Source organism: Acrocarpospora phusangensis (genome assembly GCF_016862995.1).
In the GTDB taxonomy this organism is placed as follows: domain Bacteria; phylum Actinomycetota; class Actinomycetes; order Streptosporangiales; family Streptosporangiaceae; genus Acrocarpospora; species Acrocarpospora phusangensis.
In genome coordinates, this window is the sequence record NZ_BOOA01000014.1 from 24386 (window position 1) to 48763 (window position 24378).

A 24378-nucleotide genomic window follows, 5' to 3' on the forward strand; every position below is an offset into this window, starting at 1 on the left:
CCCGTGAACCGGACGGGCCACGATTCTTCGAAAGGAAAAAGGTGCACCCCGCCGACGCGAAGTACGCCGAGCTGACGGATGGCGGCCTCCCGGACCAGCTCTGCCTCACCTGGGTCCAAGAACCCGACATCGACGAGGTCGCCCGCCGATTCGGGGCCGATGTCGAGTCCAAGCAGTGGGCCGACGAGGACACCATCGCGGAACTCGAGGAGGACTACCAGGCCGAGCTGATCCACCTCGTCACGATCGGCGGCTGGACGCTCGCGCTGGCGCCCAACGGCTACCAGGGATCCAGGAGCGAGGTCATGGAGTCCCTGTCGGCCCAAGGGCGGGCCTTCAGCGTCTACTGGAGCGCCGCGATGGACAGTGCCGTCAGCTACGCCGTCGACGGCGTGGTCCAGACCGAGTTCGACCTGGCCGAGGTGGAGCAGAGGACGGGCGCCGACCCTTCGGCGCTCGACCCGTTCCTGGCGGAGCTGGGCGTGAGCGACGAGCTGAGCCTGCCCGAGCTCCAGGCCCGCTGTCTGGCCCTGGGGCAGAAACTCAGCGGGGCCCTCTTCCCTCCCGAGTGGCTGCACTCTCCCCGCTACGTCTTCAAGATCGTCGACCCGCTGCCCGACGCGATCGTCCCGCCCGCCTACCTCGACCCCCGGGCGCCCTTCCTGGACGAGCCGGAGTTCGCCCGCATCCTCGCCGATCCCTCACCCGCGATGGCACCGGCCGTCAACCGCAAAATCGCGACCACCGTCATCGCGATCGCCGGAATCGAGGACCCGATCGCGGGCGAGGTCCTGCGCCTGCTCGACACCGGCGAACGCTTCCCGGGAGAGCGCCAGGAACTGAAAGACCGGTTGATCCGGCAGGCCGACGCAGCCATCGACCAGGCGAAGTCACTCGGAGGCGGCCCTGAGGCCGACCGGGTGAAGCTGACCGCCAACGCCCTGGCCATCCTGCACGGGACCCTGTGGCCCGAGCCCGCCGAGGCGGCGAGCGCGGCCTCAATGCAGGTCGTCAGCATGAAGGTGCCGAACAGAATCGACTTCATGCGCCTGATCGTGCTGCGCAACGTGAGCGAGCACATCATGCGCGCACTGCGCGCTGATCGTTAGGAGAAACGCCGCCACGAGAGGAGTCTCCTCGGCACGGGCCGCCCACGTGCGGGCGTTCTCCAGCCGCGATCCCCGGTACAGCCTGCCGCTGTCCCGGCCGTCGCGGTCCCATGCGGCGGCGTCCTGTTCGAGGTCTTGGTGCAGCAGGTGACCGGCGCGGTCGGCGTCGATCCACTGCCTCAGGCGAGGCCAGGCGTGCAGCAGCGCCTCGTGCGTGATCTCCACCGTGTCCTGGTGGTGGGTGAGCAGGCGGCCGCGCGTGAAGGCGTCGATGACCGCGGTCACCTCGGCGCTCGACGGACCGCTCGCTTCGAGTAGTTCGGCGCGGGGCATGCGGCGGCGCGTGTCGTCGGCGTCGTCGCCGATCCTGGCCAGGCGCAGGAACAGCGCCCGCGCGGCCCGCTGACCGGCGGCATCCAGGCCGGTGTACAGGCGCTCGGCGGTGGCCGACACCGCGTGGTGGATGCCGCCCGTGGCCCGGTAACCCGCCACGGTGAGGGTCTGCCCGTGACGCTGCTGCCAGGTGGCCCGCAACGCGTGCGCCAGCAGCGGCAACCGGCCGGCCTGATAGCCGCCCGGCAGGCCGAGGTCCCGCAACAGCAGTTCGGCCAGTCCCGCCTCGGCGCGCAGGCCCACATCACGCGCCGGGAACAGGATGGCTTCGCGCACCTGCGCCTCGCTCATGGGGCCGACCAGAATCTGCCCGGTCTCCAGCGCCGCGCGCAGCCACGGATGATCGGCGCACGGGGTGTAGAAATCCGACCGCAGGCCGAGCACCACGACGGCGGCCGGCCCGTCCTCCGACTCGGCCCGGCTCAGCGCGGCGAGCGCGGCCAGGAAGTCTCGGCGTTCGCGTTCGTCCTCACACAAGGTGAACAGCTCTTCGAGCTGATCGACTACCAGCACCAGCCGTCTGCCGCTCGCATGGACAAGCTGAGCAAGCCGGTCGGAATCGACAAGCCGTCGGAATCGACGCGGCCGACGGGGCCGGGTGCGACGGCGTCTGCGCTGACCGCGGACAGCTGGCCGATTTCCGGCTTATCCAGCGCCGCGCCCAGGCCCGCCATGAGGGCCCGCAGGGGATGCGCGGTCGGCGTCGTGAGGATCTGCGGCCAGTGCGCCGACCCGCTCACGGCGAGACCGCCACGGGCCAATGCCGGGAGCAGACCCGCGCGCAGCAAGGACGACTTGCCCGCCCCGGACGGCGCGACAATCATCAGCGGGCCGCCGGTGCGCCACCGCTCGTCCAGGCGTACCAGCAACTCCGCGGTCATCTCGTCGCGGCCGAAGAACCACCTCGCCTGCCCGGCCTCGAACGCGGCCAGACCCGGGTAGGGGCATTCCCCGGGCTCGGCGCCGCCCTCGGCTCGCCTGGCCTCCCGGACCCCGTCCTGGTAGTGCAGATGCAGGTCGCCGCCGGCGATGTGCTGGTCACGGCCGGCCTGTACGGCAATTCGCTCGGATTGCTGATGGGGGCGATCTTCGTCCTGACGTGGCTGGGGCAATCGGTCGCGGGGACGGCCTCCTACAACCGGGAGCGCCTGGCGCAGTTGCAGGACCCGGTGAGCTGGGGCGGATATGTCGCCTCCGCCGATTTCTGGAACCGCACGTTGCAGAACTGGCAGTCGGAACTCCTGGCGGTGCTCTCGATGGTGGCGTTTTCAATTTTTCTACGCCAGCGGGGGTCACCGGAGTCCAAACCGGTGGGAGCACGACACGAACCACCGGCGAAGAGAACTGAACGGGACCGATGGCGGCAAGCCACCGATCCCGAATCGACGTCAGCCGAGCGCTTTCTCCAGCTGCGCCTTGCTCATGGCGGAGCGCCCCTTGATATTGCGACGCTGAGCCTCCGCGTACAGCTGCTGCTTGGTACGCCCACCAGCACCCGAATGCGACCGCAGCCCCCCACGGCGAGAGGACGAGATGTCATCGATGGAGGTCCGGCTCGCGGTCTTGGATTCACCCGCCCGGGCACGCTCCTTGTTCACCGTCCGGGCGGCGATCTCGGTGGCACGCTTGTCGCTCACGCCGCGCTTCTTGGCGCTGTCCTTGATGTGCTCGTACTGCCTTTCCCGTTTGGGACTGGAACCCCTTGGCATGATTCTCACCTCACTCGTCCCCTACCCGTGAGGTTCGACCCGACACAGCCGTCAGCCGGCGGTGCTCTCTCTGACGATCAGCCGATGCGGCACGACGATCTCGGCTGCGCCGGAGCTCGCCGTGCCGTTGATCGCTGAGAGCAGCGTGTCCACCGCCGTACGCGCGATGACGGATTTGTCGGGCGCGACCGTGGTGAGGCTGGGCGTGCTGTACAGCCCCTCCTCGATGTCGTCGACGCCGACCACGGCGACATCCTCGGGCACCCGCACCCCCGCCCTGGTCAGCGCCCGGATCGCACCGAGCGCGAGCAGGTCGTTGTAGCAGAACACCGCGTCGGGCGGCTCCGGCAGGGCCAGCAGCCGGTCCATCGCCTCCGCGCCCAGCCGTCGGTGGAAGCGCGCCGTCGGCACCACGAGTTCCTCCGCCACGGGCAGGCCGCGGCGGGCGTGCGCCTGCCGGTAGCCGATGGTCCGCAGCTGCGCGGTCTCCCCCGTCGCGTACGGCTGGTCGCCGATGGCGGCCACCCGGGTGCGGCCGAGGCCGAGCAGGTGGGCGGTCGCGTCGTGGGCGGCGGCGACGTTGTCCATCGCCACATGGTGGAAGCTGCCGTTGTAGATGTGCTCGCCCAGCAGCACGATCGGCACCCGGTTACCCCGTTCGCGCAGCTCCTTGGCGCTGATCGTCAGCGGGCTGAGCAGTAACCCGTCGAACATGGTGGCCCGGGAGTCGCGGCCGAGCAGCGCGCGTTCGTGTTCGGCGTCCCCGTCGGTCTGGTCGATCATCACCACGTAGCCGTGCGCGCGGGCCGCCGTGATCACCTCTCGCGCCAGTTCGGCGAAGTACGGCACGTCCAGCTCCGGTACGACCAGCGCGATCATGCCCGTACGCCCCTGCCGCAAGTTCCTGGCGATCAGGTTCGGCCGGTATTCGAGCTCGTCGAGCACCGCCTGCACCCGGCTGCGCAGCTCATCGGAGACCGGGGCATATCCGTTGACGACGTTCGAGACCGTGCGGATCGAGACGTTGGCGCGCCGGGCGACGTCGCGCAGTGTGGGTCCGGCCATGCGTCTCCTATACCTCCACCAGTCCGGCTTTGCTAGACACTATCTGGCACTTGCATCGTTGCATTGCTATATGCATGATGTCTACATCGTTGCAGAGCCCTACAACGGCAGATCGGGGCACGGTTAAGGAGCACCACATGTCCACACCCCCTATCGGACGGCGCGGCTTCCTCAGAGGCGCACTCGGCGTCGGCGCGCTCGCCGTGGCCGGCTGCGCGCCCGGCGGGGGCGGCCAGGCCGCACCGAGCAGGCTGGCCGCGCCGAGCGCCACCGCCTCGGCCGTCAAGGGCGAGATCACGATCTGGAATCGCTCGGGCGACCTGTTCAAGGTCTTCGACGCCGCGATCGCTAAGTTCAAGCAGGCCTATCCGGGCGTGACGGTCAACCATCAGCAGGTCGACATCGACGCCAAGCTGGCCAACACCCTGATCAGCGGCACCGACGTGCCCGACGGGAGTTTCTGGGACGACGCCAAGATCGGCGGCCAGGCCGAGCATCTGTACGATCTGACCGATCTGGTCGCCCCCTACAAGGACCAGACCGCGCCGTACAAGATCTCGGTGAACACCGTGGACGGCAAGATCTACGGCGTGCCGTGGGATCTGGACCCGGGGCTGCTCTGGTACCGCGCGGACATCCTCGAAGACGCCGGGGTCGACATCGCGGGCATCGCCACCTACGACGACCTGCTCGCCGCGTCGCGGACCATCAAGGAGCGGAACCCGGCCAGCAAGCCGATCCACCTGGACAAGAACCCGTTCCTGTCGCAGCTCTGGCTGGAGATGCTGGCCAACCAGCAGGGCACCAGCCTGACCGACGCGAACGGCAAGCTCCGCCTCGACTCCCCCGAATACCAGAATATCTTCGCCTGGATCCGGCAGGCGACCGGCGACGGCCTGGTCACGCACGCGCCCTATCTGGAGCCCGCCGACGTCAACACGCTCGACAGCGGCCAGCAGGTGTTCGTGCCGTGGGCCATCTGGTGGTCGTTCGCACCGCAGAACCTGCTCAAGACCACCAAGGGCAAGTGGCGCGCCGCGCCGCTGCCCGCCTGGACGCCCGGCGGCGCGCGCAGCGGCGCCATGGGCGGCAGCAGCTTCGTCATCCCCGCCAAGGCCAAGAACCCTGAACTGGCCTGGCTGCTGTACGAGTACCTCTGCTTCAAGGACGAAGGCATCCAGGCCGTGTACGGCCCGAACAGCGTCTACCCGGGCGGCCTGTCCACCTCCGTCCCCAGTTACACCCCGGCGCTCGACCCGGCCAAACCGCTCTTCCAGCCCATCGAGGCACTCGGCGGCCAGGACCTGTGGAAGGTCGCTACGGAGGCGGCGGCCACGATCCCCGCCGCCGTGCCGATCCCGTGGTGGTGGGCCCAGTCGGTCGACTACCTGGGCAACAACGTGCAGCGGCTCATCGAGGGCAAGATGTCGCCCGACGACGTGATCGCCGACTCGGCCAAGAAGATCCAGCGCAACCTCATCGACCGCGGCTGATGCGCGTCCGCACGTGGCTGACGCCGTACGTCTTCGTGTCGCCCTTCTTCCTGGTGTTCGCCGCGTTCGGCGTCTACCCGCTGATCTTCGCGCTCCAGCTCAGTTTCACCCGGTGGCGCGGCGCGGGCGAGGCCGTCTTCGTGGGGCTCGGCAACTATTCGTACCTGCTGAGCAGCCCTGACTTCTGGGCCTCGCTGGGCAACTCGGCGGTCCTGTGGCTGCTGATCGTCCCGGTCCAGGTGGTGGCGGGGCTGGGTGCGGCCGTCCTGCTGGCGAACGCGAAGTTGCGGCTGCGCGGGTTCTTCCGGGTGGCGTTCATCGCGCCGTTCGTGACGCCGCTGGTGGCGATGGCGCAGGTGTGGATCGTCGTGTTCGACACCGACTACGGGCTGGTCAACTACGTGCTCAACCTGGTGGGCCTGCCCGATGTGGGCTGGCTGACCTCGACGACCTGGTCGAAGCCGACGCTGGCGCTGCTGTTCCTGTGGAAGACGACCGGTTTCGCGATCATCATTCTGCTGGCGGGGCTGCAGGCCGTACCGGGACAGGTCTATGAGGCGGCCGGCCTCGACGGCGCGTCGCGGTGGCGGCAGTTCTGGTCGCTGACCGTCCCGCTGGTACGGCGCAGCATCGCCTTCCTGGTGGTGGTGCAGACGCTGGCGGTGTTCCAGATGTTCGCCGAGCCGTACGTGGTCACTCAGGGCGGGCCTTACGGCTCGACGGAGACGGCGGGGCTCTACCTCTACGACCATATCTCCGCGTCCGACCTCGGCACCGGGGCGGCCAACTCGTTCCTGCTGGTCCTGCTGGTGTTCGGGCTCTCGCTCGGCGCGGTCAGGCTGCTGCGGCCCAAGGACGGCACGTCATGAAACCCGGTATCGGCCAGTACACGATCCTCGGTGTGCTCGCGGCAGGCTTCCTCTACCCGATCTGGTGGGCGATCAGTTCCTCGTTCAAGCCGCCGAACGACATCATCACCGACCCGCTGACGCTCTCGGGCCCGACGCTGCACAACTACGAGGCGATGTTCGCGGACGTGCCGATCGGCACCGGTTTCGCGAACACCGCGCTGGTGCTGGTCGTGAAGGGCGCGATGACGATGCTGTTCTGCCCGCTGGCCGGGTACGCGTTCGCCAAGTTCAGCTTCCCCGGCAAGAACGTGCTGTTCGGCGTGGTTTTACTGACGCTGATGCTGCCGACGCTGGTGCTGATCATCCCGTTGCTGCTGGAGATGAGCGCGTTGGGCTGGGTGAACACCTACCAGGCGCTCATTCTGCCGGGGTCGATCGACGCGTTCAGCATCTTCTGGATGCGGCAGACGATCGCCGCGATCCCGGGCGAGCTCATCGACGCCGGGCGGGTGGACGGCTCCTCCGAGCTGGGCATCTTCTTCCGGGTCGTGCTGCCGGTGATCCGGCCGGGGCTGGCGGCGCTGGCCGTGCTGACCACGATGAACGTCTACAACGACTTCGTCTGGCCGGTGGTGGCCGTCAACGACACCGAGCACCAGACCCTGCAGGTGGTGCTCTCGACACTCGCGCAGAACATCACCGGAAACAGGATCGGCTCCGATTTCACCACGGTCTGGGGCGAGCTCCTGGCCGCGGGCAGCGTCGCCATGGTGCCGCTGCTGGTGATCTTCGTGGTCCTCCAGCGGCATTTCATCAACGGCATCCTCGCCGGCAGCGTCAAAGGCTGATTTTTCGCTGAATTTCATGGAACGGAGAAGCATGTCCGCCTACCCCCGCCCCCATTTCGACCGGTCGCACGCCTGGTCGAGCCTGAACGGCGAATGGGACTTCCGCGCCGACACCGATGCGGACTGGGGCAGCATCACGGTGCCCTTCGCGTGGGAGACCGCCGCGTCAGGGGTGGCGCGGCACTGGGTCCCCCTGGCCTGGTACCGGCGTGCCGTCACCGTTCCCGCCGCCTTCACCGAACGGGTGATCCTGCACTTCGGCGCCGTGCACCACGAGGCGACCGTGTGGGTGAACGGCGTCGAGGTGGTCCGGCACGTCGGCGGGTACACGCCGTTCGAGGCCGACATCACCGACGCGCTCGTCCCCGGCGAGCAGGAGCTCGTCGTACGCGTGCACGCACCCCTGGACAAGCGGGACATCGCGCACGGCAAGCAGCGCAGCGTGCCGCGGGACGACTTCGACGGAGTCTGCTTCACGCCGTCGTCGGGGATCTGGCAGAGCGTGTGGCTGGAGGGCAGGCCCGCCGACCACATCTCGGCGTTGCGGCTGCGGCCGAACGAGAGCCTCGACGGGATCGAGGTGGCGGCGCTGGCCTCCGGCGGCACGCTGCGGCTCTCGCTGCGCGGGGGCGACTCCGTCGAGGTGCCCGTGGTCGACGGGGTCGCGCGGGCGTCGTTGCCGGTGGCGGAGCCGCTGCTCTGGTCGCCGGAGAGTCCGCACCTCTATCACGTCGACGCCGAGCTGTCCTCGGGTGACCGGGTCACCGCGTACACCGGATTGCGCAGTATCGAGGCGGTCGGCGAGGAGCTGTACCTGAACGGGCGGCGGTTCTTCATGCGCGGCGTGCTCGACCAGGGGTACTGGCCGCTGACCGGGATCACGCCGCCTTCAGACGAAGCGCTCGTCGCCGACATCGAGGCCGCCGCGGCGGCCGGGTACAACCTGGTGCGCAAACACCTGAAGCTTGAGGATCCGCGCTTCTACCACCTGTGCGACACGATGGGCATGCTCGTCTGGGCCGAGCCGGCGGCCACCGGCCGGTTCTCCGCCGAGTCCGTCGCCGCCTTCGAGGCGCAGATCGCGCCCATGGTGGAGCTGCACGGCAATGCTCCGTCGATCGTCGTGTGGGGGCTGTACAACGAGGAATGGGGGCTGGACTGGGACATCCCGGGCGATCCGCTGAAGGCTGAGGCGGCCGTCCGGGCGTACGACCTGGTCAAGGAGCTGGACGCGAGCCGGCCAGCGGTGGAGAACTCGGGCTGGGCGCACGTGAAGACCGACCTGCTCGACTGGCACTACTACGACGAGTCGCCGTCGGCCTGGGCGCGGAACGTGGCCGGTCTGATGAACGGCGACCGCGACGACTTCCCGGTGAAGCTGGGGCCGGACTTCGTGGTGCGCAAGGCGCTCTCCGTCGCGCCGCTGCCGGGCGTGCCGAACCTCAACAGCGAGTACGGCGGGGGCTTCACCAGCGTCGAACGCGCCTGGCACCTGCGCTGGCAGACCCAGGAGCTGCGCAGGCACGACCGGCTGGCCGGTTATGTGTACACCGAGCTGTACGACATCGAGCACGAGTCGGCCGGTCTGCTCGACACCGAACGGCGGGCGAAGGACCTCGCGGGGGTCAGCCCCGCCGAGGTGAACGCCGTGACCACCCTGGTCGTGGACGTGGTTCCGGTGGCCCCCGGCCGCGACTTGCTCACCGAGTCCCGAAATTTCACCATCGATGTGCATGTCTCGCACCACGGTCAGGAGCCCGTGCACGGCGTCGTCCACACCCTGTGGACCGGCCTGCTCGCTCCCACTCCCGTGGACGGCGCCTGGGCTGAAGGGTCCGCCGCGAGCGCCAAACCATACGTGCTCGGCTCCGCCGTCCAGGTGGCCGCCGAGTTGCCGGTGGGTCGGCAAGCGGGCCGGCTCCACCTCGCCCTCGTCTCCGGTGGCACGGTCATCGCCCGTACGGCGGTGGACGTGAGTTCCCACACGGACCGCGTCATCGGTGACGACCACCCCCTGTAGGAGATCCGTCATGCGCCGTTTCTTACTACTGCTATCCCCGTTGGTGCTGGTGGCAGCGATGTTTACGGCACCCGCCCTGGCCGCCCCGCCCGGCCAGATCCTCTACTCGCCCAACCTCGGCACCTACCCGCAGGGTGACGCCAGCTACCCGCGCGCGATCCGCCTCGACTACGACGGATCACCGAACGAGACCATGCTCGCCACCTTCGCCCGCCGGAACCACGGCGCGCCCTCCTCGCTGCCGATCTACCGCAGCACCGACGGCGGCGCGACGTGGACGGCCAGTCCCATCTCGACGATCACGTCCAACACCGCCGGATGGGGTATCGAGGCCCCGGTTCTCTACGAGGTGCCGAGGACCGCGAACGGGCTGAACCAGGGTGACCTGCTCGCCAGCGGCACGGCCTGGCAGGTGGGCAACTACACGGCCCAGAAGGTCGAGGTTTTCAAGAGCACCGACCACGGCGTCACCTGGAGCTACCTGTCGAACTGCACCTCGACGAGCGGCCAGCCCAACAGCATCGGACACGGCATCTGGGAGCCGTGGTTCCTGCTCGCGCCGAACAACACCCTGGCCTGCTTCATCTCCGACGAACGCCCGTCGGGCACGCCGACCAACAACCAGGTGATCGGGCACTACACCTCCACCAACGGCGGCGTCACCTGGAGTGCCTCCCTCACCCAGGACGTGGCCTTCCCCGCCGACAACCTGGCCAGGCCGGGCATGTCCATCCTCACCACGCTCCCCAACGGCACCTTCCTCATGGCGTACGAGCTTTGCCGGGACGCGACCAACGCCGACCACGCCTGCGAGGTCTACGTCAAGACCAGCTCGAACGGGCTGAACTGGTCGTCGGCGGGCACCCTGGTGCAGACCGTCGACGGCAGGCAACTGCTGCACACGCCGTACGTGGCCTGGCTGCCCGGCGGCGGCCCCAACGGCACGCTCCTGCTGTCGGGTCAGCGGGTCGTGAGCGGCCCGACCGGCAGCAAGGCGGTCCTGGGCGAATCGGGCTCCGTCCTGTTCAGCAACACCAACCTCGGCGTCGGCGCCTGGACCGAGATCGAGGCCCCGGTCAACATCAACCCCACCGGGGGCTACGCGGCGGGCGTGCCCTCCTGCCCCGGCTACAGCTCCCCGATCGTGCCCTCGGCCAACGGCACCACCTTCCTCTATCTGGCCGCCACCCAGCTCACCGGCAACCAGTGCCAGGTCAGGTACGGCATCGGCAGGCTGGGCGGCCCGGTCGGCCAGATCACCGGCCCGGCGACGGCCGGTAAGTGCGTCGACGTGGACACCAACACCAACGTCAGCGGCCGGCACGTGCAGCTCTGGGACTGCGGCGCCGCCACCGGCCAGCGCTGGTCCTTCCCGGGCGATGGAACCATCCGGGCGTTCGGCAAGTGCCTGGACATCGTAGGAAACGGGACAGCCAATCTCACCAAGGTGCAGCTCTGGGAGTGCGGCACCGCGGGCGGTCAGAAGTGGCAGCCGCAGCCCAACGGCTCCCTGCTGAACCCGCAGTCGGGCCGCTGCCTCGACAGCCCCAGTGGCGCGACGGCCAACGGCACCTGGCTCCAGATCTACGACTGCAACGGCCTCAACCCCCAGAAGTGGAACATCCCGAGTTAGCCCGCTGAGATGAGCTCTGGCCGACGACACCCGGTTCCGACCGTCACCGCAGGTCGCCGGCCAGGGCAGATCCCCCATACTCACTTGACGCTGCGGACCAGGACCTCCAGCTCCGAACTGGCGTACATGGTCGAGCTGGTGGGATCGACCACGGTCGTGATCGCGATGGCCAGGCCCGTCTCGACGGTCCAGATGAACCGGCGGCCCTGCAGGGGTCTCGGCTCGCCGTTGACGCGGCCGGTGTCGGTCCAGGTGCGCATGAAGCCGGACACTCCCTCGACGACGGCCCGCTCCTGCGTCGCGGTGGGCGTGTCCGTCGACCAGGGCTCGCGTCCTGTCTGCTGCCAGTCCCCGGCGTCCACCGCCTGGCCTCGGTACACCGTCATGGCCACGTGGGGGCTCTGACCTGTCGCTTCTCCCCAGTAGCGGGTGGTCCGCTGCCATCCTTCGCCGAACTCCACCCTCTCGTTGCCTTTCCCGAGCCCCTGCGGTGCCCTCATCCCGTCCACCGGCTCCGCGAGGGTGTTGGAGATCAGCTCGATGCTTTCCGAGAGCCGTCGCAGGTCGTCGGTGAAGTCGCTCGATGCCCAGATCCGGATGCCCAGGCCGGGCCGGATGACCCACAGGCGCATGCGGCCCTTGTCCAGGCCGCGGCTCGTGCCGACGACTCGGCCTTCGACGGCCGGTGATCCGTTGACGGAGGTTCGGCGCGCGTCTTCGAGTTGCTCGTCCGTGGGGAAGGAGATCCGTTGCAGTGACTTCAGGTCGTTCGCGCGCAGACCGTACACCGCCTCCACCGTGACCCATGCGGCTTGGCCGTGCGACCAAGTCCTGGCGATGCCGTCGTTGAACAGGACGATCTCACCCGAGTTTCGCCAGCCATCCGGCAGGTACGTCACCCGGAGGTCTCCGATGTCTCCGGTCCACTGGATCCGGATGCCGCCGGCGATTCGGTCGAGGTTGTCCTTCGGGAAAGCGATCTCCGGTGGGTGTGCCGCGGGTTCCCGGGAGGGAAGCGTTCACGTAGCACCACCGGGCCGAAGCACCCAACGGGACCTGCCTGGGTTCCTCGCGTGGGCGGCCTCAAGCGCCTGCCGCGCGAGGTCGGCACCATCAGGTGAGAAGCGGTAGTACCGGCGGCGCGGCCGTGCGGCCTCGTGCGGGTCGATGTCTTCCCACCGTGATTCGAGCCAGCCGATGCCTTCGAAGCGGGCCAGGATCGGCTGGATGGTGCCCGGGGCGAGGCCGGCGGCGTGGCAGATCTCCAGGCCGTACATCTCGCGGGTGGGGTCCTCCAGGAGGGCGCGCAGGACGAGCTGCGTCGGGAGGGTCATGCGCGGAGTGCCCATTCTCGTACTCTAACTAGGGTCGGCTTTGCGTGGGGGTGAGAGCGACCTAACCAGCGACCATTCGCACCGCAAGTTTGCAGCCCACGCGCAGCCGTACGCGCGGACCGAATGTCGATAGCATTCGCCGACCAATGAGCTTTTGAGTGACTGGAGAACCTTGAGGCGTTTCATTGCTTATGTCGGTACTGCGCTGGTTGTGCTCATCGCAGGATGCGGAGGTTCGGCCGACCCATCAGCTGACCCGACAGCCAGTCCGACGGTCAACCCGCTGGCGGCGCTGGAAGCGCAGTTCGTGGCCAAGCGCGGAGTCAAAGTCAGCGAGATTCAGGAGACCCACGTCGACGGCGAACTCTTCAACAACGGGAACCGCGACGGCGTCGTACAGTTCAGCGGCATCGGCGTCGACGGATACGACATTACGATGAAAACCGAGCTGATGGACGCCCCCATCCGGACGCTTGCGATCGGTTCCTCCTCCTACCAGTCCGGCGGAACGATCGCGGACGTCCTGCCCGACGGTAAGAAATGGCGGAAGTCGGAGAGCGAACCGGGAAAGCGGACCCCGTTCTTCACCCCGATGTTGATCCTCGAACCCGCCACCCTCAAAGCCGTGCTGGCGACGATGGCGAAGCAGTCCGGCGGCGTGTACGAGGGAACGATCACGCTGGGCGCTCTCCACGCGGTATCGCCGTCATTCCAGGCCGAGGACCTGACCGACACCCGAGAGGCCGCACTGGTGATGTCATGGCGGATGTCGGTGGGCCTGGACGGGCTGCCGACACGACTGGTCACGAGCTATTCCGATCCCGAATACACTCTCGGCCCCTTGGAGAAGAAGAGCGACATTCGCTTCTCCTCCTGGGGAACTCCAGTGGAACTCGCATCCCCGCCGGAGAAAGAGACGAGCACCTGACGTCCCGGATCGGGTTACGGCGCTGATCCGACGTATTCTCCAACCGGGGGACACAGTCCACCCCTCTCAGCCATCGCCCGGCGAGGAAAGGTCACGCTGATGACCGTTCTGCACGAGAGCGCCACCCACACTGCACTCACCGGCTGGCACGTCGCGCTGGCGCTGACCGGCCGCGCCAGTTCGCTGTGTCCACTGCTACGCCGACTCCGGGCCGGCCGCCTCGCACGGCACCATGACGGGCGGCGACTGGTGCCACCTCATCGGCGTCGCTGCGGCGCTGGGCGCCCGCGTCCAGTTCATCGGCGGCGAACCGACGCTGCATCCGGACTTCGCGCGGATCCTCGCCCACACCGTGGAGCTCGGCGTGCCCGTCGAGGTGTTCACCAACCTGTACCGGATTCGCGAATCCTGGTGGGAGCTGCTTGCGCGGCCGGGAGTGTCCCTGGCCACCAGCTGGTACTCCGACCAGGCCGACGATCACGCCCGGATCACCGGACGGGCTGGCAGCTACGAGCGCACCCGAGCCAACGTGGCCAAAGCGGTCGGCCTCGGCATCCCCGTGCGTGCTGCCATCGTGGGCGTCCTCGACGGCCAGCGCGTCCGGGAGGCTGAGGCCGATCTCCGCTCGCTCGGTGTCACTCGTGTCCGCGTCGGCCACGTGCAGGACCTCGGTCGAGCCCAGATAGGCAGTCGGCCGGACCCCGCCCAACTCTGCGGCCGCTGCGGAGACAGGCGGCTGGCGGTCTCCCCGACCGGCGATGTCACCCCGTGCGTGATGTCGGGCTGGATGGTCGCCGGCAACGTCTTGGTTGAGCCGCTGACAGTGATCGTGGGCGGCGCCGCATGGCGTGACCATCTCGTCCAGATCCCACGTCAAGGCAGGGTCTGTCCTCCAGAATGCAATCCGGCTTCGGATGGCAATGACTGCCCTCCGGCACAGCAGGTCGACGGAGAATAAGCCCATGGACTGGGCATCGCACGCGCAACGCCTCGCAGAGCAGGTCACCCATCCCGGCTCGCGATGGCGCGAACCCGTCACCTCGACGCCCCGTCACCTACTCGTACCCTGCTGGTGGGCACCCGGACCGGGCGGCCGCACCGTCCAGGACGGCCCTGCTGACCCGAGCGCGTGGATGCGCGCCGCCTACTCCGACCGGACATTGGTGACCCAGATCGGCATCCTGCACGCCGACCACGCCACGCCCGAGGACCACCCCTGCGGCTACCCGACTTCGTCCTCGACCTTGCCGTCCCTGGTACTGACCATGTTCGGCCACGCCAACGTCCATCCAGGTCTGGACGTGCTCGACGTCGGCACCGGCTCCGGGTACGGGGCGGGGCTGCTGGCTCACCTGCTCGGCAGCGAGCGGGTCACGAGCATGGACGTGGACCCCTACCTGGTGAAGGTGGCCGGCGAACGGCTCGCGGCGGTCGGCCTGTACCCCACCCTCGCGACCGTGGACGCGACCGGACCACTGCCGGGGGAGTACGACCGGGTCGTGGCCACGATGTCGGTGAAGCCCATCCCCGCGTCCTGGCTGGAGGCGCTGCGTCCCGGCGGGCGGCTCGTCACCACCATCGCGGGCACGTCGCTGATCGTGGTGGCCGACAAGACCGAAGACGGTGGAGCAGCCGGGCAAGTCGCCCGGGACTGGGCGATGTTCATGTCCAGCCGCGAGGGCGCCGACTATCCGCCCAGACTCGACGATCTGGTGGCCACTGCCCAGAACGCCGAGGGCGACAGCGTGGAGCCGTCCCGGTTCCCGGTGCTGGACATGGTCAACGGCGACACATGGGAAATCCGCTCGATGCTGGAGATCGCAGCGCCGGGCATCGAGCACTCCTACGGGGAGGACGAGGACTCTCGTACGGCCGTCATGGTCCACGAGGACGGGTCATGGGCCCGCGCCGAGTCGACCGGGGGAGACCCGCCGACCGTCCACCAGGGCGGTCCACGCCGCCTCTGGGACGAGCTCGACCATGTCCGCGACTACTGGCTCCAGCACGGCGCACTGCCGCTGTACGGGGCCCGTGTCCGGGTCTCGCCGGACGGGGCGATCCGCCTGCAGCGTGGCCGCTGGACTGCCACCATCGCCTGACCTTCCGACGATGCGCCGTCTCACAGGCGTCTCACAGACTCCCCCGGAAAGGGCGAACCGATTCGGACGAAGCGGACTAATGGGCGGCCCTGAGCTGCATTCCATGGACTGACAGGACCGCAACGACCCCCACTGGGGGTCAAGGGGTCGCAGGTTCAAATCCTGTCGTCCCGACAGAATGGCAGCAGCCTGTCGGCCTGGTGAATAGCCAGGTTAACAGGCTGTTTCTGTTTGCCGACAGCGATCCTTGAGCTCGATTACCCAGCGTAGTTGGGGACCAGATGGGGACCCTGGGTCGGCCGTCGCCCAGCGAGACGAGCGCTCAGGGCGGTCCCGGCAGCGGTCGCCGAACCGAGATTCGGGTGCAGATAGCGCTGTGTGGTCAGCGATCCATGGCCGGCGACCGTGCGGAGCACGTGAACGCGTACGCCGGCGTCGGCCATCCACGTCAGGCCCGATTCGGGTGCCCGATGGGTGGTGGTGGAGCTGCGGTTGAAGAACACGGGCGCGACCGTCTTCGACGACGCACCCGGCAACGGGCTCAAGCTGATCGACACGGAGGGCCAGCATTACACGCACACCTTCGGCGGGGTGAAGGAGGGTGTGGTCTTCTCGTCCGTCACGGCCAACCCGGGCGATTCGCGTAAGAGCGTGGTCCTCTTCGGTGCCCCAGGACGGCAGACTCGCGAAGCTTCAATTTTCGCTGAACAGCGGTTTCACCAGCGAACGGGCGCGTGGGCGATCCCGTAACGCCCGTCCAGCCCCGCGTATCGGTAGCGCAGGGCACCGTTCGGGCGCCGACGGGTGTCCTACACGGTCGCGTCGATGCGTTTCGCGAGGTCGATGTCCGCCGCGGTGATGCTTCCGGTGGTGTGCGTCCAGAGCCGTAGCGTCACCTGGTTGTAGCGGACGTCGATATCCGGGTGGTGGTCCACCTTTTCCGCGATCAGTCCGACGCGGACGACCCATCCGAGCGCAGCCCCGAAGTCAGGGTGGGCCACCGTGCGGACAACGGCGTCGCCCTCCCTCGCCCATTCCGGCAGTTCGGCGAGTGCTGCAGTGATCTCGGCCTCGGAGAGCCTGACACGGGGCGTTGTCATGGCCGCATCATATGATCGCAGCCGTTCGGTGAGCAGGTCGTAGCACGAGGCGCAGGTGCACCCGCACGGAACTGACCGGCACAGGACATTGTGGAATCGGAACAGAACCGCCGCGATCGGCGGGCCATCAGAAACATTTACTCATATTACGCACATTCTCGGCAACTAGCCCGATTCCGCACCAATTCGGAAAGCCGGGGCGGTCCGTCTTTGCTTTGTTCAGCAATTCCGGAGCTGATTTTTCCTGATCATCTTTATGGACCCAAGTGGCGGCCAACAGGTGGCTCTAACTTAGAGTCATGAAGCGAAACCCCTACGTGGCACGCCAGCGATCACGCCTCACGTATCAGCTGACTTACGCCCTGCGTCATCCGGACAAGGTCTGGCCGCACCTGAGACGGCTGACCCGTGACGCGAGGTTGCGGGCCACGACTCGGGATCATGTTTCCTACTACCGCGAGGTCATGCGCGCCGACATCGAGGAGATGAGCGCGGACGGCGCCATCGGCAGCCACCGACAGAAGAGTTGGCTCCGGGTGGGAAAGATGCAGTTCGACTACCTGGTGGGGCACGGGCTCACCCCACAAGATCGGGTCCTGGACATCGGCTGCGGCAACCTGCGACTCGGCTGGCGGCTTATCGGATATCTCCAGCCTGGTCACTACTACGGCGTCGACATCTCGCCGGAGATCCTGCTAGCGGCCGCGGAAACCCTCGCGCAGCAGGGGTTGCAGTCCAAGCTGCCCCATCTGAGCCTGGTGAAGGACCTCACCTTCGCTGCTCTTCCCGACGCGCACTTCACGGTGGTACATGCGCACAGCGTTTTCTCCCACAGCCCGATCGAGGTGATCGACGAATGTCTTCGCCACGTCGGCCGGATCCTTCATCCGGCGGGCTTCTTCGACTTCACCTTCGATCGCACCGAAAAGGCCGAACATCATGTGCTGCGCGAGGACTTCTACTACCAAACCGAAACGCTGGTGAGCCTCGCCAACCGATACGGCCTCCGGGCCGAGTTCATGGACGACTGGGAACAGTCCCAGCACAAGCAGTCCAAATTGCGTATCACTCATGGCCGGTGATCGCACTTCTGATGGAGACGGTCCCGTGGGGCCGGCAAGCCATCCGACCCGGCTAAGAGTGATCCGAAAATCGGTCGATCAGTGGGCAGGCGGCCAGCGAACCCCGGCCCTGCTGTGTGGGGCTGTCTTCTGCTCTACGCAGTAAATCTCGGGTGGTTGCTCGGTTCTCAGTTCACCGCCTTTGCGCGAGGGCCCAGCGCGCTCCCCAACGGCAGCACGGTCGAGGACGAGGAGATCGGATTCGCTGACCGGTTTCGCCTGGACCTGCCGGTAACCGGACGTTAGCGCCGTGCGCGCGGACACGATCACCTGGACGCGGGCGGGCGTCACCTACACCGCCACCGTCATCGGCACCCACAGCTCCAAGTCGTCCACTACCGGGCGGAGGGCACAGCTACCGCGCCGACCGGGGAAGGGCCGGATGAGTCGGCTCGAAGCGTCGTGGTTGACCTGCTCGGCGCTTCGATCGATGACCGGCCGGGCTACTTTGAGGAACTGCTGACGCGTGCCGTCGCTGTGCGGGGCGCGTCGGCGCGTGCGGCCTGTCGCTGCTCATCCGGCTTTGCCGTGGGACTCGTCGCCGGGCCCCGGAACCCGGCTTTCGGCGTTCAGAAATCGGGATTCAGGCTGGTGAGTAACCGGCAGTGGAAGGGTCGGTGAATTGGGTCGTCTTGAGTTGCCGGGTGTGGAGGGAGCACAGCAGGGTTGGGTAACGACCGCCGTTCCTCCTGACGGAAGTGCTTGCCGTGCGTCTCGTGGCCTTCCTCGCCGCCCTTGTTGCCGCCCTCCTCGTCGCCGCTCCGGCGCGGGCGCACGTCCGCGCGACCTCGGTCGCGGTCGACCTGCGCAGCCAGGGCGACGGCGTCACGGCCGTCGTCGACGTGGAGTACGACGTCCTCGGCCGGCTGCTGAGTCTCGACGGTGTCCTGAGCCCGGACGCGGTCGGCGCGGACGGCGTGGACGGCGCGGACGGCGCGGAAGCCGAGGTGCCGACCGAGGTGCGGCGCAGGTCGCTGGACGCGCACGCGAGCGAGGTGGCGGCATACGTCGGCGGGCGGTTGCGGTTGAGCCGGAGTTCGATCGGGTGCACCGCCGGGGACGACGCCCGTGTCGAACTCGCCGACTCCGGCGCGGTGCGGGTCGCGCTCGCCTACGAGTGCCCGGCGTCCGGCGCGCTCACCGTACGCAGCGACATCTTCCGCGCCTCGGACGGCGTCGTCGACGACACCAAGACGATGGTGGCCTACGACATCGACGGCAGCCGCGGTTCGACGTTGCTCGACACCGACCGCACCAGCGCCACGGTGGGGGACACCGACCTGCTCAGCGAGATCCCGCGGTTCGCCTGGCTCGGGGCGGAGCACCTGCTCTTCGGGTTCGACCACGTGCTGTTCCTGCTGGCGCTGCTGCTGGGCGCGAGGCGGCTGCGTGACGTCGTCGAGGTGGCCACGGCCTTCACGGTCGCGCACTCGGTGACGCTGGTGCTGGCCGCGATCGGCTGGGTCAGCCTGCCCGGGTGGATCGTCGAGCCGCTCATCGCGCTGTCGATCGCGTTCGTCGCGCTCGACAACCTGCTCTCGCCGAGGACGAGCCACCGGCTGCCCGTGGTCTTCGGGTTCGGGCTGCTGCACGGGCTCGGCTTCGCGGGCGCGCTCAGCGTCGACGGGCCGCTGTCGGCCTCGACGCTGGTCGACCTGGTCTCCTTCAACGTCGGCATCGAACTCGCCCAGCTGGCGATCATCGCGCTCACCTTCCCGGCGCTGCTGTTCCTGCGGAGGGCCGCGACCACGCCGCCCGCCGCCCGCGCCCTCACGCTCGGCACCGTCGCGGCGGCCGTCGCCGTCGCCGGTGCCGGTCTGGTCTGGTTCGCGGAACGTTCCCCGCTCCTGACCTGAGATCCACCTCTCCCCACCCCGAAGGATCCCGATGTCCGCCTTAACATGGACGCGCGCGCGCCTGCGCGTCGTCCTGTACACCACCACGCTGGGGCTCGCCGTCAGTGTCGTGGCGGGCCCGCTCACGTCGTACGCGGCGAACGCCATCGACCCGCCCGAGGCCACCGTCAGCGGCGTCGTGTACGTCGACGCCAACGCCGACGGCCAGCGCAACCCCGGCGAGGCCGGCCTGGCCCGCGTGCGCGTCTCCGACGGCACGGTCGCCACCACGACCGCCGCCGACGGCTCCTACTCTCTGACGATCTCCACCGACCGTCGCAAGACGGACATCGTCTGGGCCGGTCAGCCGCGGGGCTACCGGTTCGGCCTGGACCAGTACAAGGAGCCGAGGTTCTGGGCGAACCTCGGCGAACTCGCCGACGACGCCACGCCGACCGCTAACTTCGCGCTCATCCGTGACAGCGTCTCCGACGGCGACACCTTCTCCTGGGCCAACATCGCCGACCCGCACGTCAACGCACAGCTGCCCGACCAGATCCGCGAGATCAACTCCACCGGCACCGACCTGCGCTTCATCGCGGTCAGCGGCGACCTCACCAACGACGCCAGCCAGGGGCAGTTCGACACGTATCGCCGCGGCACCCAGCAGTCGGCCGTCGGCGTGTGGCCGGCCGTCGGCAACCACGAGTACGCGAGCGGGTCGGCGTACGCGGACAGGATCGACAACTACCGCAAGAACGTCGGTCCGGAGTGGTACTCGTTCAACTACGGCAACCGGCACTTCGTGGTGCTCGAGAACAACGGTTCGGCGCCGTTCGACGAGGAGCTGAACTGGCTCAAGGACGACCTCGCCGCGAGTGTCCCGCTCGACGACGACCCGGCCAACGACATCGAGGTCGTCGTCCTCACCCACCAGCCGATGAACGTCCCGTTCGGCTCGCCGTCGACGTACGACGCCTTCGGCGACGTGCTGGAGCAGTACAAGGCGCAGCTGATCCTGGTCGGCCACGAGCACTCCAACCACGTCGAGAACAAGTCGGCGTTCGCCTCGACCGCCAAGCACATCCAGACCGTGTCGAGCTCGTACACGATCGACAACGCGCCCCGCGGCTTCCGCTACATCCACATGGCGGGCCCGGGCTTCGACAACCCGTTCCGGATGTACGGCGAGAACGAGCACATCACCATCGTCAACCCCGCGCCGGGCTCGAAGGTGCCGGCCGCGGGAATGCCGGACGTGCAGATCAACGCGTACGACACCGGCGACGAGGTCGTCTCGGCGCGCTTCCAGATCGCCGGCGACAAGAACTGGCGGCCGCTGTACCGCAGCGGTGAGTTCACCTGGCGGGGCAACCTGCCCAACAGCCAGCAGACGCCCGGTGAGCACAGGATCGACGTGCAGGTGGTCGACGCGGCGGGCAAGACCTGGACCAAGTCGGCGGACTTCACCCTGACCGACGAGCCGGAGCTGAAGACGGTCGCCGGTGACGACTGGAACCAGCACCACGGCGACCAGTCCCACTCCGGTGTCGCGCCGGCGCAGGAGGCGGGCCGCCGCCTCGCCTGGAGCTTCCGCACCGAAGGCACCTTCCTCACCGGCTCGCCGGTCATCCACGACGGCGTCGTCTACGCGGGCACCCGCGACGAGAACGGCGACGGCAACAGCCGGATCCACGCCGTCCGGCTCAGGAACGGCAGGGAGCTGTGGAACGTCGAGGTGCCGCAGTCGATCCACGGCAGCCTCGCCTACGGTGACGGCCTGATCTTCGCGCCGACCCTCGGCTCGGAGCTCTACGCCGTCGACGCGGAGACCGGCGAGCTGCGCTGGAAGGCCGTGCCCGAGCAGGCGCCGGCCCCGAACAACCAGCGCACCTACGGCTACTACTCGCCGGCCGTCTCCGGCCACACGGTGCTCTGGCCGTACCAGACGCGCTTCGGCATCGGCAGCCAGGGCGTCCTCAAGGCGCTCGACACGCGTACGGGACAGCAGATCTGGGCTTCTCCGATGTCGGGCGCGACCATGAGCGACGGCACGCCCGCCGTCATGGACGGTACCGTGTACGTCGGCAACGAGACCGCCGACCGCGTACTCGCGTACGACCTGGCCACCGGAGCCCGCAAGTGGACCGGAGCCGAGGCGCTCGGCAGCTGGCAGGACGGCGTGCCGACCGCGGCCGAGGGCAAGGTCTTCATCGGCGCCAGCAACGGCATGGTCGCGCGTGACGCCAAGACCGGCGCGACGCTGTGGACGTACAACAGTCCGCGCTCCTCGCTCGTCTCGAGCGGCTCGACCCCGAGCGCCGCGGCCGTCAAGGACGGCGTCGTCTACATGGGCTTCCCGAGCGGCGCCGTCGTCGCCCTCGACGCCCAGAACGGCAACGTCTTCTGGGAGCGGGTGCTGCCCGGCGACGTCTACCACGGCGGCGTCATGTCCAGCCCGGTCGTGGCCGGAGAGACGCTCTTCGTCGGCGCCAACAACGGCAGGTTCTACGCCCTGGCCACCGACACCGGCCAGATCCTGTGGAGCCACGAGATCGGCACCTGGGTGGGCGCAGGCCCGGCCGTCAGCGGCAACACCGTCGTGGCGGGCGCCTGGGACGGCAACCTGTACGCCTACGTGCCGGGCGGCGAGTCCGCGCAGCGCTGGGCGACCGTGACCGGCACGGTCAGCGACCCGGAGACGGGCGCTCCGATCGCCGGCGCGAAGGTCACCGCCGTCGCCGCCGGTCAGGACACCGCGGTGACCAGCACCGACACCAAGGGCCACTACCGGCTCGGCCTGCCGGCGTCGACTTGGAGCGTCACGGCGGCCAAGCGCGGCCTGATCGCCGACGACCGCTCGGTGGCCAGCGTCACGGTCGGCGCCACGGGCACCGAGAAGGCCGACCTGAAGCTGATCAAGGTGACCCACCCGGTCGCCGGCAAGTCGACGTACGCGCCGGACTACGGCAACGGCAGCACGCGCACGGACGTCGTCACGGGCAGGGAGTACTACTACCTGGCCAACGACAAGATCCGGGCGTCCGTGACGCCGTACGCCGCCGGAAACAACGGCGTCGGCGGCAACAACGGCGTCGGCGGTCTGGGCCAGGGCGCGCTGTCGGACATCATGCTCAACGACGCGAACGGCGCCGAGACCCTCGACTGGGGCGAGATGCTGCTGCGCCCGAGCCTCACGCCGCCCGACTCGTGGGAACGGCCGAACGACCAGCTCGACCTGCCCGACCTCGCGGTCTACGGCGCCGCCGTGGTCGGCAACGGCCAGTACCGGGCGAACCCGGCCATCAAGGCGCAGGTACGCTACGAGACCCTGCCCGACGCTCCGATCGTGAAGATGACGGTCAAGCTGACCAACACCGGCACGACGGGCTACCAGGGCTACTTCAACTACATGATCGACCCCGACAGCTCGGTCGACAACGGCCGGATCCCCGGGTTCAGCGGCACCAACCCGGGTCTGAAGACCTCGGGCTGGACCGGGAACTACGTCTACGTCGGCGCCGACGCGGCCACCACGAACGGCCAGGCCGCCCACGGTCTCGCCTGGGCGCTGGACACGCCGGCCGCGGTCGGCGCGTACGGCTACGTCGAGGGTCTCTACTACGACGCCACGATGGCGCCCGGCGCCACCAAGCAGTTCAGCTTCTACCACCTGACCGACTACGCGACCGCCGGTGGCGACCCCACCCGGAACATCGCGAAGTGGGTCGACGAGATCGACCTGCACGACACGACCGTCCCGGACGCCGCTCGCGCGGCCGGCACGATCACCGCGGGCGGCGCCGCCGTCTCCGGCGCCCGGGTCGCCCTCGAGCAGGCCGGTACGGTGGTCGCCGCCACGAGCACCGACGCCCAGGGCAAGTACCTCGTCAAAGCCCCGGCAGGTGAGTACGACCTCCGGGTGTCCAAGCTGGGCTACCAGACGGCCACCGGCAAGGTCACCGTGCCGGCGGCGGGCAGCGGCGTCGCCGACGTCGCGCTGAGCCCGGTCACGGTCGAGGCGAGCTACGGCAAGCAGATCGGCTCGGGTCTGGTCGAGGCGGGCTCCGGCGACGTCATGCTCGAGAACGACAAGCTCTCGATGGCGATCGCCGACGCCTACAACGATTCGCAGCTCTCCGGCGGCACCCGCGGCAAGCCGGTCGACATCGCCGTCCGCGGCATGGCCGACCAGTTCGACTGGATCAACCTGCCCTACGTCTCGGCGACCCAGCCGACCGGCGGCAGCGCGTGGGACATCCGGTCGGTGGCGGCGACCGAGGTGCAGATCGTCCAGGCGACCGGCGACAAGGCCGTCGTGCGGGTGTCCGGGCCGGTCAACGGCATCACGGGTCTGACGGCGACGACCACGTACACGCTGAAGCCGGGCGACGACTTCGCCACGGTCTCGACGGAGTTGAGCAACTCCGGCTCGGCTCCGCTCAATGTGTGGACCGGTGACGCGATGGACCACGACGCGGCCGGCCAGGCCAGTGTCATCCCGGGCGCGGGCATCGTGGTGCCGGGCGCGGCGGCGGAGTACGTCCCGGCCAAGCCGTACATCGGCATGACCGGGACCGACCCGCAGGTCTTCGGTCTCGTGTACGGCACGCCGGCCAGCGCCTTCGACGTCTACGCCGCGGGCAACTGGGTGATGAGCCGGTTCAATGTCGAGGTGCCGGCGGGTGGCTCCTACACCCTCACCCGCAAGCTCGTCGTCACGCCGGGCACCGACGCGGTGAGCATTCTCGACGGCGTCTCCGCGCCGTAACGCGCGCCGCACAGGGCCGGCCCGGAATCCACCCGGGCCGGCTCCGTGCGTTCGCGGGTCGCGTCAGGG

Annotated in this window: 20 protein-coding genes and 2 pseudogenes; 15 read left to right on the forward strand and 7 right to left on the reverse strand. The window is 68.6% G+C overall.

What is annotated here, in order from left to right; translation table 11 throughout:
- The first annotated feature begins 41 nt into the window (after window positions 1–41).
- Complete coding sequence (locus tag Aph01nite_RS10915) at window positions 42–1109, forward strand: DUF6461 domain-containing protein (RefSeq protein WP_204040687.1); 1068 nt, start codon at window positions 42–44, stop codon at window positions 1107–1109.
- On the opposite strand, the gene Aph01nite_RS10920 is transcribed toward Aph01nite_RS10915, so the two are convergent.
- Both Aph01nite_RS10920 and Aph01nite_RS10925 read right to left on the reverse strand, forming a co-directional pair.
- Window positions 999–2015 (reverse strand): nSTAND1 domain-containing NTPase, encoded by a 1017-nt coding sequence (locus Aph01nite_RS10920; protein ID WP_204040688.1) that lies wholly within the window; start codon window positions 2013–2015, stop codon window positions 999–1001. The two genes, Aph01nite_RS10915 and Aph01nite_RS10920, sit on opposite strands and share 111 nt — an antisense overlap.
- Window positions 2006–2614, reverse strand: a complete 609-nt coding sequence (locus Aph01nite_RS10925; protein WP_204040689.1) for an ATP-binding protein — start codon at window positions 2612–2614, stop codon at window positions 2006–2008. The genes Aph01nite_RS10920 and Aph01nite_RS10925 overlap by 10 nt, the downstream gene beginning before the upstream one ends.
- Between Aph01nite_RS10925 and Aph01nite_RS42435 the strand changes: the two are divergent.
- Window positions 2579–2770 (forward strand): annotated as a pseudogene (locus Aph01nite_RS42435) (DUF6766 family protein); the annotation flags it as partial. The gene Aph01nite_RS10925 and the pseudogene Aph01nite_RS42435 sit on opposite strands and share 36 nt — an antisense overlap.
- 120 nt (window positions 2771–2890) lie before the next feature.
- On the opposite strand, the gene Aph01nite_RS10930 reads toward Aph01nite_RS42435, so the two are convergent.
- Entirely contained in the window at window positions 2891–3211 is a 321-nt protein-coding gene (locus Aph01nite_RS10930) for a plasmid stabilization protein (RefSeq protein ID WP_204040690.1), read from the reverse strand.
- A gap of 51 nt (window positions 3212–3262) precedes the next feature.
- The gene (locus Aph01nite_RS10935; protein ID WP_204040691.1) at window positions 3263–4276 is read right to left on the reverse strand and encodes a LacI family DNA-binding transcriptional regulator; all 1014 of its coding nucleotides are present in this window, start codon (window positions 4274–4276) and stop codon (window positions 3263–3265) included.
- Between the two features lie 137 nt (window positions 4277–4413).
- Here Aph01nite_RS10935 and Aph01nite_RS10940 point away from each other — a divergent pair, with 137 nt between their 5' ends.
- The 5 genes from Aph01nite_RS10940 to Aph01nite_RS10960 are packed head-to-tail and all read left to right on the forward strand — an operon-like array spanning window position 4414 to window position 11121.
- On the forward strand, window positions 4414–5769 hold the full coding sequence (locus Aph01nite_RS10940; RefSeq protein WP_204040692.1) for an ABC transporter substrate-binding protein: 1356 nt from the start codon (window positions 4414–4416) through the stop codon (window positions 5767–5769).
- Window positions 5769–6638, forward strand: coding sequence for a carbohydrate ABC transporter permease (locus Aph01nite_RS10945; RefSeq protein ID WP_204040693.1), 870 nt, complete (start codon window positions 5769–5771; stop codon window positions 6636–6638). The genes Aph01nite_RS10940 and Aph01nite_RS10945 overlap by 1 nt, the downstream gene beginning before the upstream one ends.
- Window positions 6635–7468 (forward strand): carbohydrate ABC transporter permease, encoded by an 834-nt coding sequence (locus Aph01nite_RS10950; RefSeq protein ID WP_204040694.1) that lies wholly within the window; start codon window positions 6635–6637, stop codon window positions 7466–7468. Before Aph01nite_RS10945 ends, Aph01nite_RS10950 begins: the two co-directional genes overlap by 4 nt.
- A 31-nt stretch (window positions 7469–7499) precedes the next feature.
- Complete coding sequence (locus tag Aph01nite_RS10955) at window positions 7500–9488, forward strand: glycoside hydrolase family 2 protein (protein ID WP_239161579.1); 1989 nt, start codon at window positions 7500–7502, stop codon at window positions 9486–9488.
- A 58-nt stretch (window positions 9489–9546) separates the two neighbouring features.
- A complete protein-coding gene (locus Aph01nite_RS10960; RefSeq protein WP_204040696.1) occupies window positions 9547–11121 on the forward strand; it encodes a ricin-type beta-trefoil lectin domain protein in 1575 nt (524 codons plus the stop codon).
- A gap of 80 nt (window positions 11122–11201) precedes the next feature.
- Here the strand turns inward: Aph01nite_RS10960 and Aph01nite_RS10965 are convergent, their stop codons facing one another.
- Window positions 11202–12020 (reverse strand): hypothetical protein, encoded by an 819-nt coding sequence (locus tag Aph01nite_RS10965; RefSeq protein ID WP_204040697.1) that lies wholly within the window; start codon window positions 12018–12020, stop codon window positions 11202–11204.
- A 120-nt stretch (window positions 12021–12140) separates the two neighbouring features.
- Entirely contained in the window at window positions 12141–12470 is a 330-nt protein-coding gene (locus tag Aph01nite_RS10970) for a helix-turn-helix domain-containing protein (protein WP_239161580.1), read from the reverse strand.
- A 157-nt stretch (window positions 12471–12627) separates the two neighbouring features.
- Here Aph01nite_RS10970 and Aph01nite_RS10975 point away from each other — a divergent pair, with 157 nt between their 5' ends.
- The 5 genes and pseudogenes from Aph01nite_RS10975 to Aph01nite_RS10990 all read left to right on the forward strand — a co-directional run bounded on the left by Aph01nite_RS10975 (window position 12628) and on the right by Aph01nite_RS10990 (window position 16232).
- Entirely contained in the window at window positions 12628–13383 is a 756-nt protein-coding gene (locus Aph01nite_RS10975) for a hypothetical protein (RefSeq protein ID WP_204040698.1), read from the forward strand.
- 187 nt (window positions 13384–13570) lie between these two features.
- Window positions 13571–13978: pseudogene (locus tag Aph01nite_RS42585) on the forward strand (radical SAM protein); the annotation flags it as partial.
- 63 nt (window positions 13979–14041) lie between these two features.
- Window positions 14042–14341 (forward strand): SPASM domain-containing protein, encoded by a 300-nt coding sequence (locus tag Aph01nite_RS42590; RefSeq protein WP_373872284.1) that lies wholly within the window; start codon window positions 14042–14044, stop codon window positions 14339–14341.
- Between the two features lie 4 nt (window positions 14342–14345).
- On the forward strand, window positions 14346–15482 hold the full coding sequence (locus Aph01nite_RS10985) for a methyltransferase domain-containing protein (RefSeq protein WP_204040700.1): 1137 nt from the start codon (window positions 14346–14348) through the stop codon (window positions 15480–15482).
- Between the two features lie 441 nt (window positions 15483–15923).
- Entirely contained in the window at window positions 15924–16232 is a 309-nt protein-coding gene (locus Aph01nite_RS10990; protein ID WP_275419112.1) for a DUF4352 domain-containing protein, read from the forward strand.
- Between the two features lie 59 nt (window positions 16233–16291).
- Here Aph01nite_RS10990 and Aph01nite_RS10995 read toward each other — a convergent pair whose 3' ends face one another.
- Window positions 16292–16582, reverse strand: coding sequence for a 4a-hydroxytetrahydrobiopterin dehydratase (locus Aph01nite_RS10995; protein ID WP_204040702.1), 291 nt, complete (start codon window positions 16580–16582; stop codon window positions 16292–16294).
- Window positions 16583–16881: 299 nt separating this feature from the next.
- Between Aph01nite_RS10995 and Aph01nite_RS11000 the strand changes: the two genes are divergently transcribed.
- The 3 genes from Aph01nite_RS11000 to Aph01nite_RS11010 all read left to right on the forward strand — a co-directional run bounded on the left by Aph01nite_RS11000 (window position 16882) and on the right by Aph01nite_RS11010 (window position 24309).
- On the forward strand, window positions 16882–17664 hold the full coding sequence (locus Aph01nite_RS11000; protein ID WP_204040703.1) for a class I SAM-dependent methyltransferase: 783 nt from the start codon (window positions 16882–16884) through the stop codon (window positions 17662–17664).
- 737 nt (window positions 17665–18401) lie between these two features.
- Window positions 18402–19559 (forward strand): HupE/UreJ family protein, encoded by a 1158-nt coding sequence (locus Aph01nite_RS11005; RefSeq protein WP_204040704.1) that lies wholly within the window; start codon window positions 18402–18404, stop codon window positions 19557–19559.
- Between the two features lie 31 nt (window positions 19560–19590).
- On the forward strand, window positions 19591–24309 hold the full coding sequence (locus tag Aph01nite_RS11010) for an outer membrane protein assembly factor BamB family protein (protein ID WP_204040705.1): 4719 nt from the start codon (window positions 19591–19593) through the stop codon (window positions 24307–24309).
- Window positions 24310–24378 lie beyond the last annotated feature (69 nt).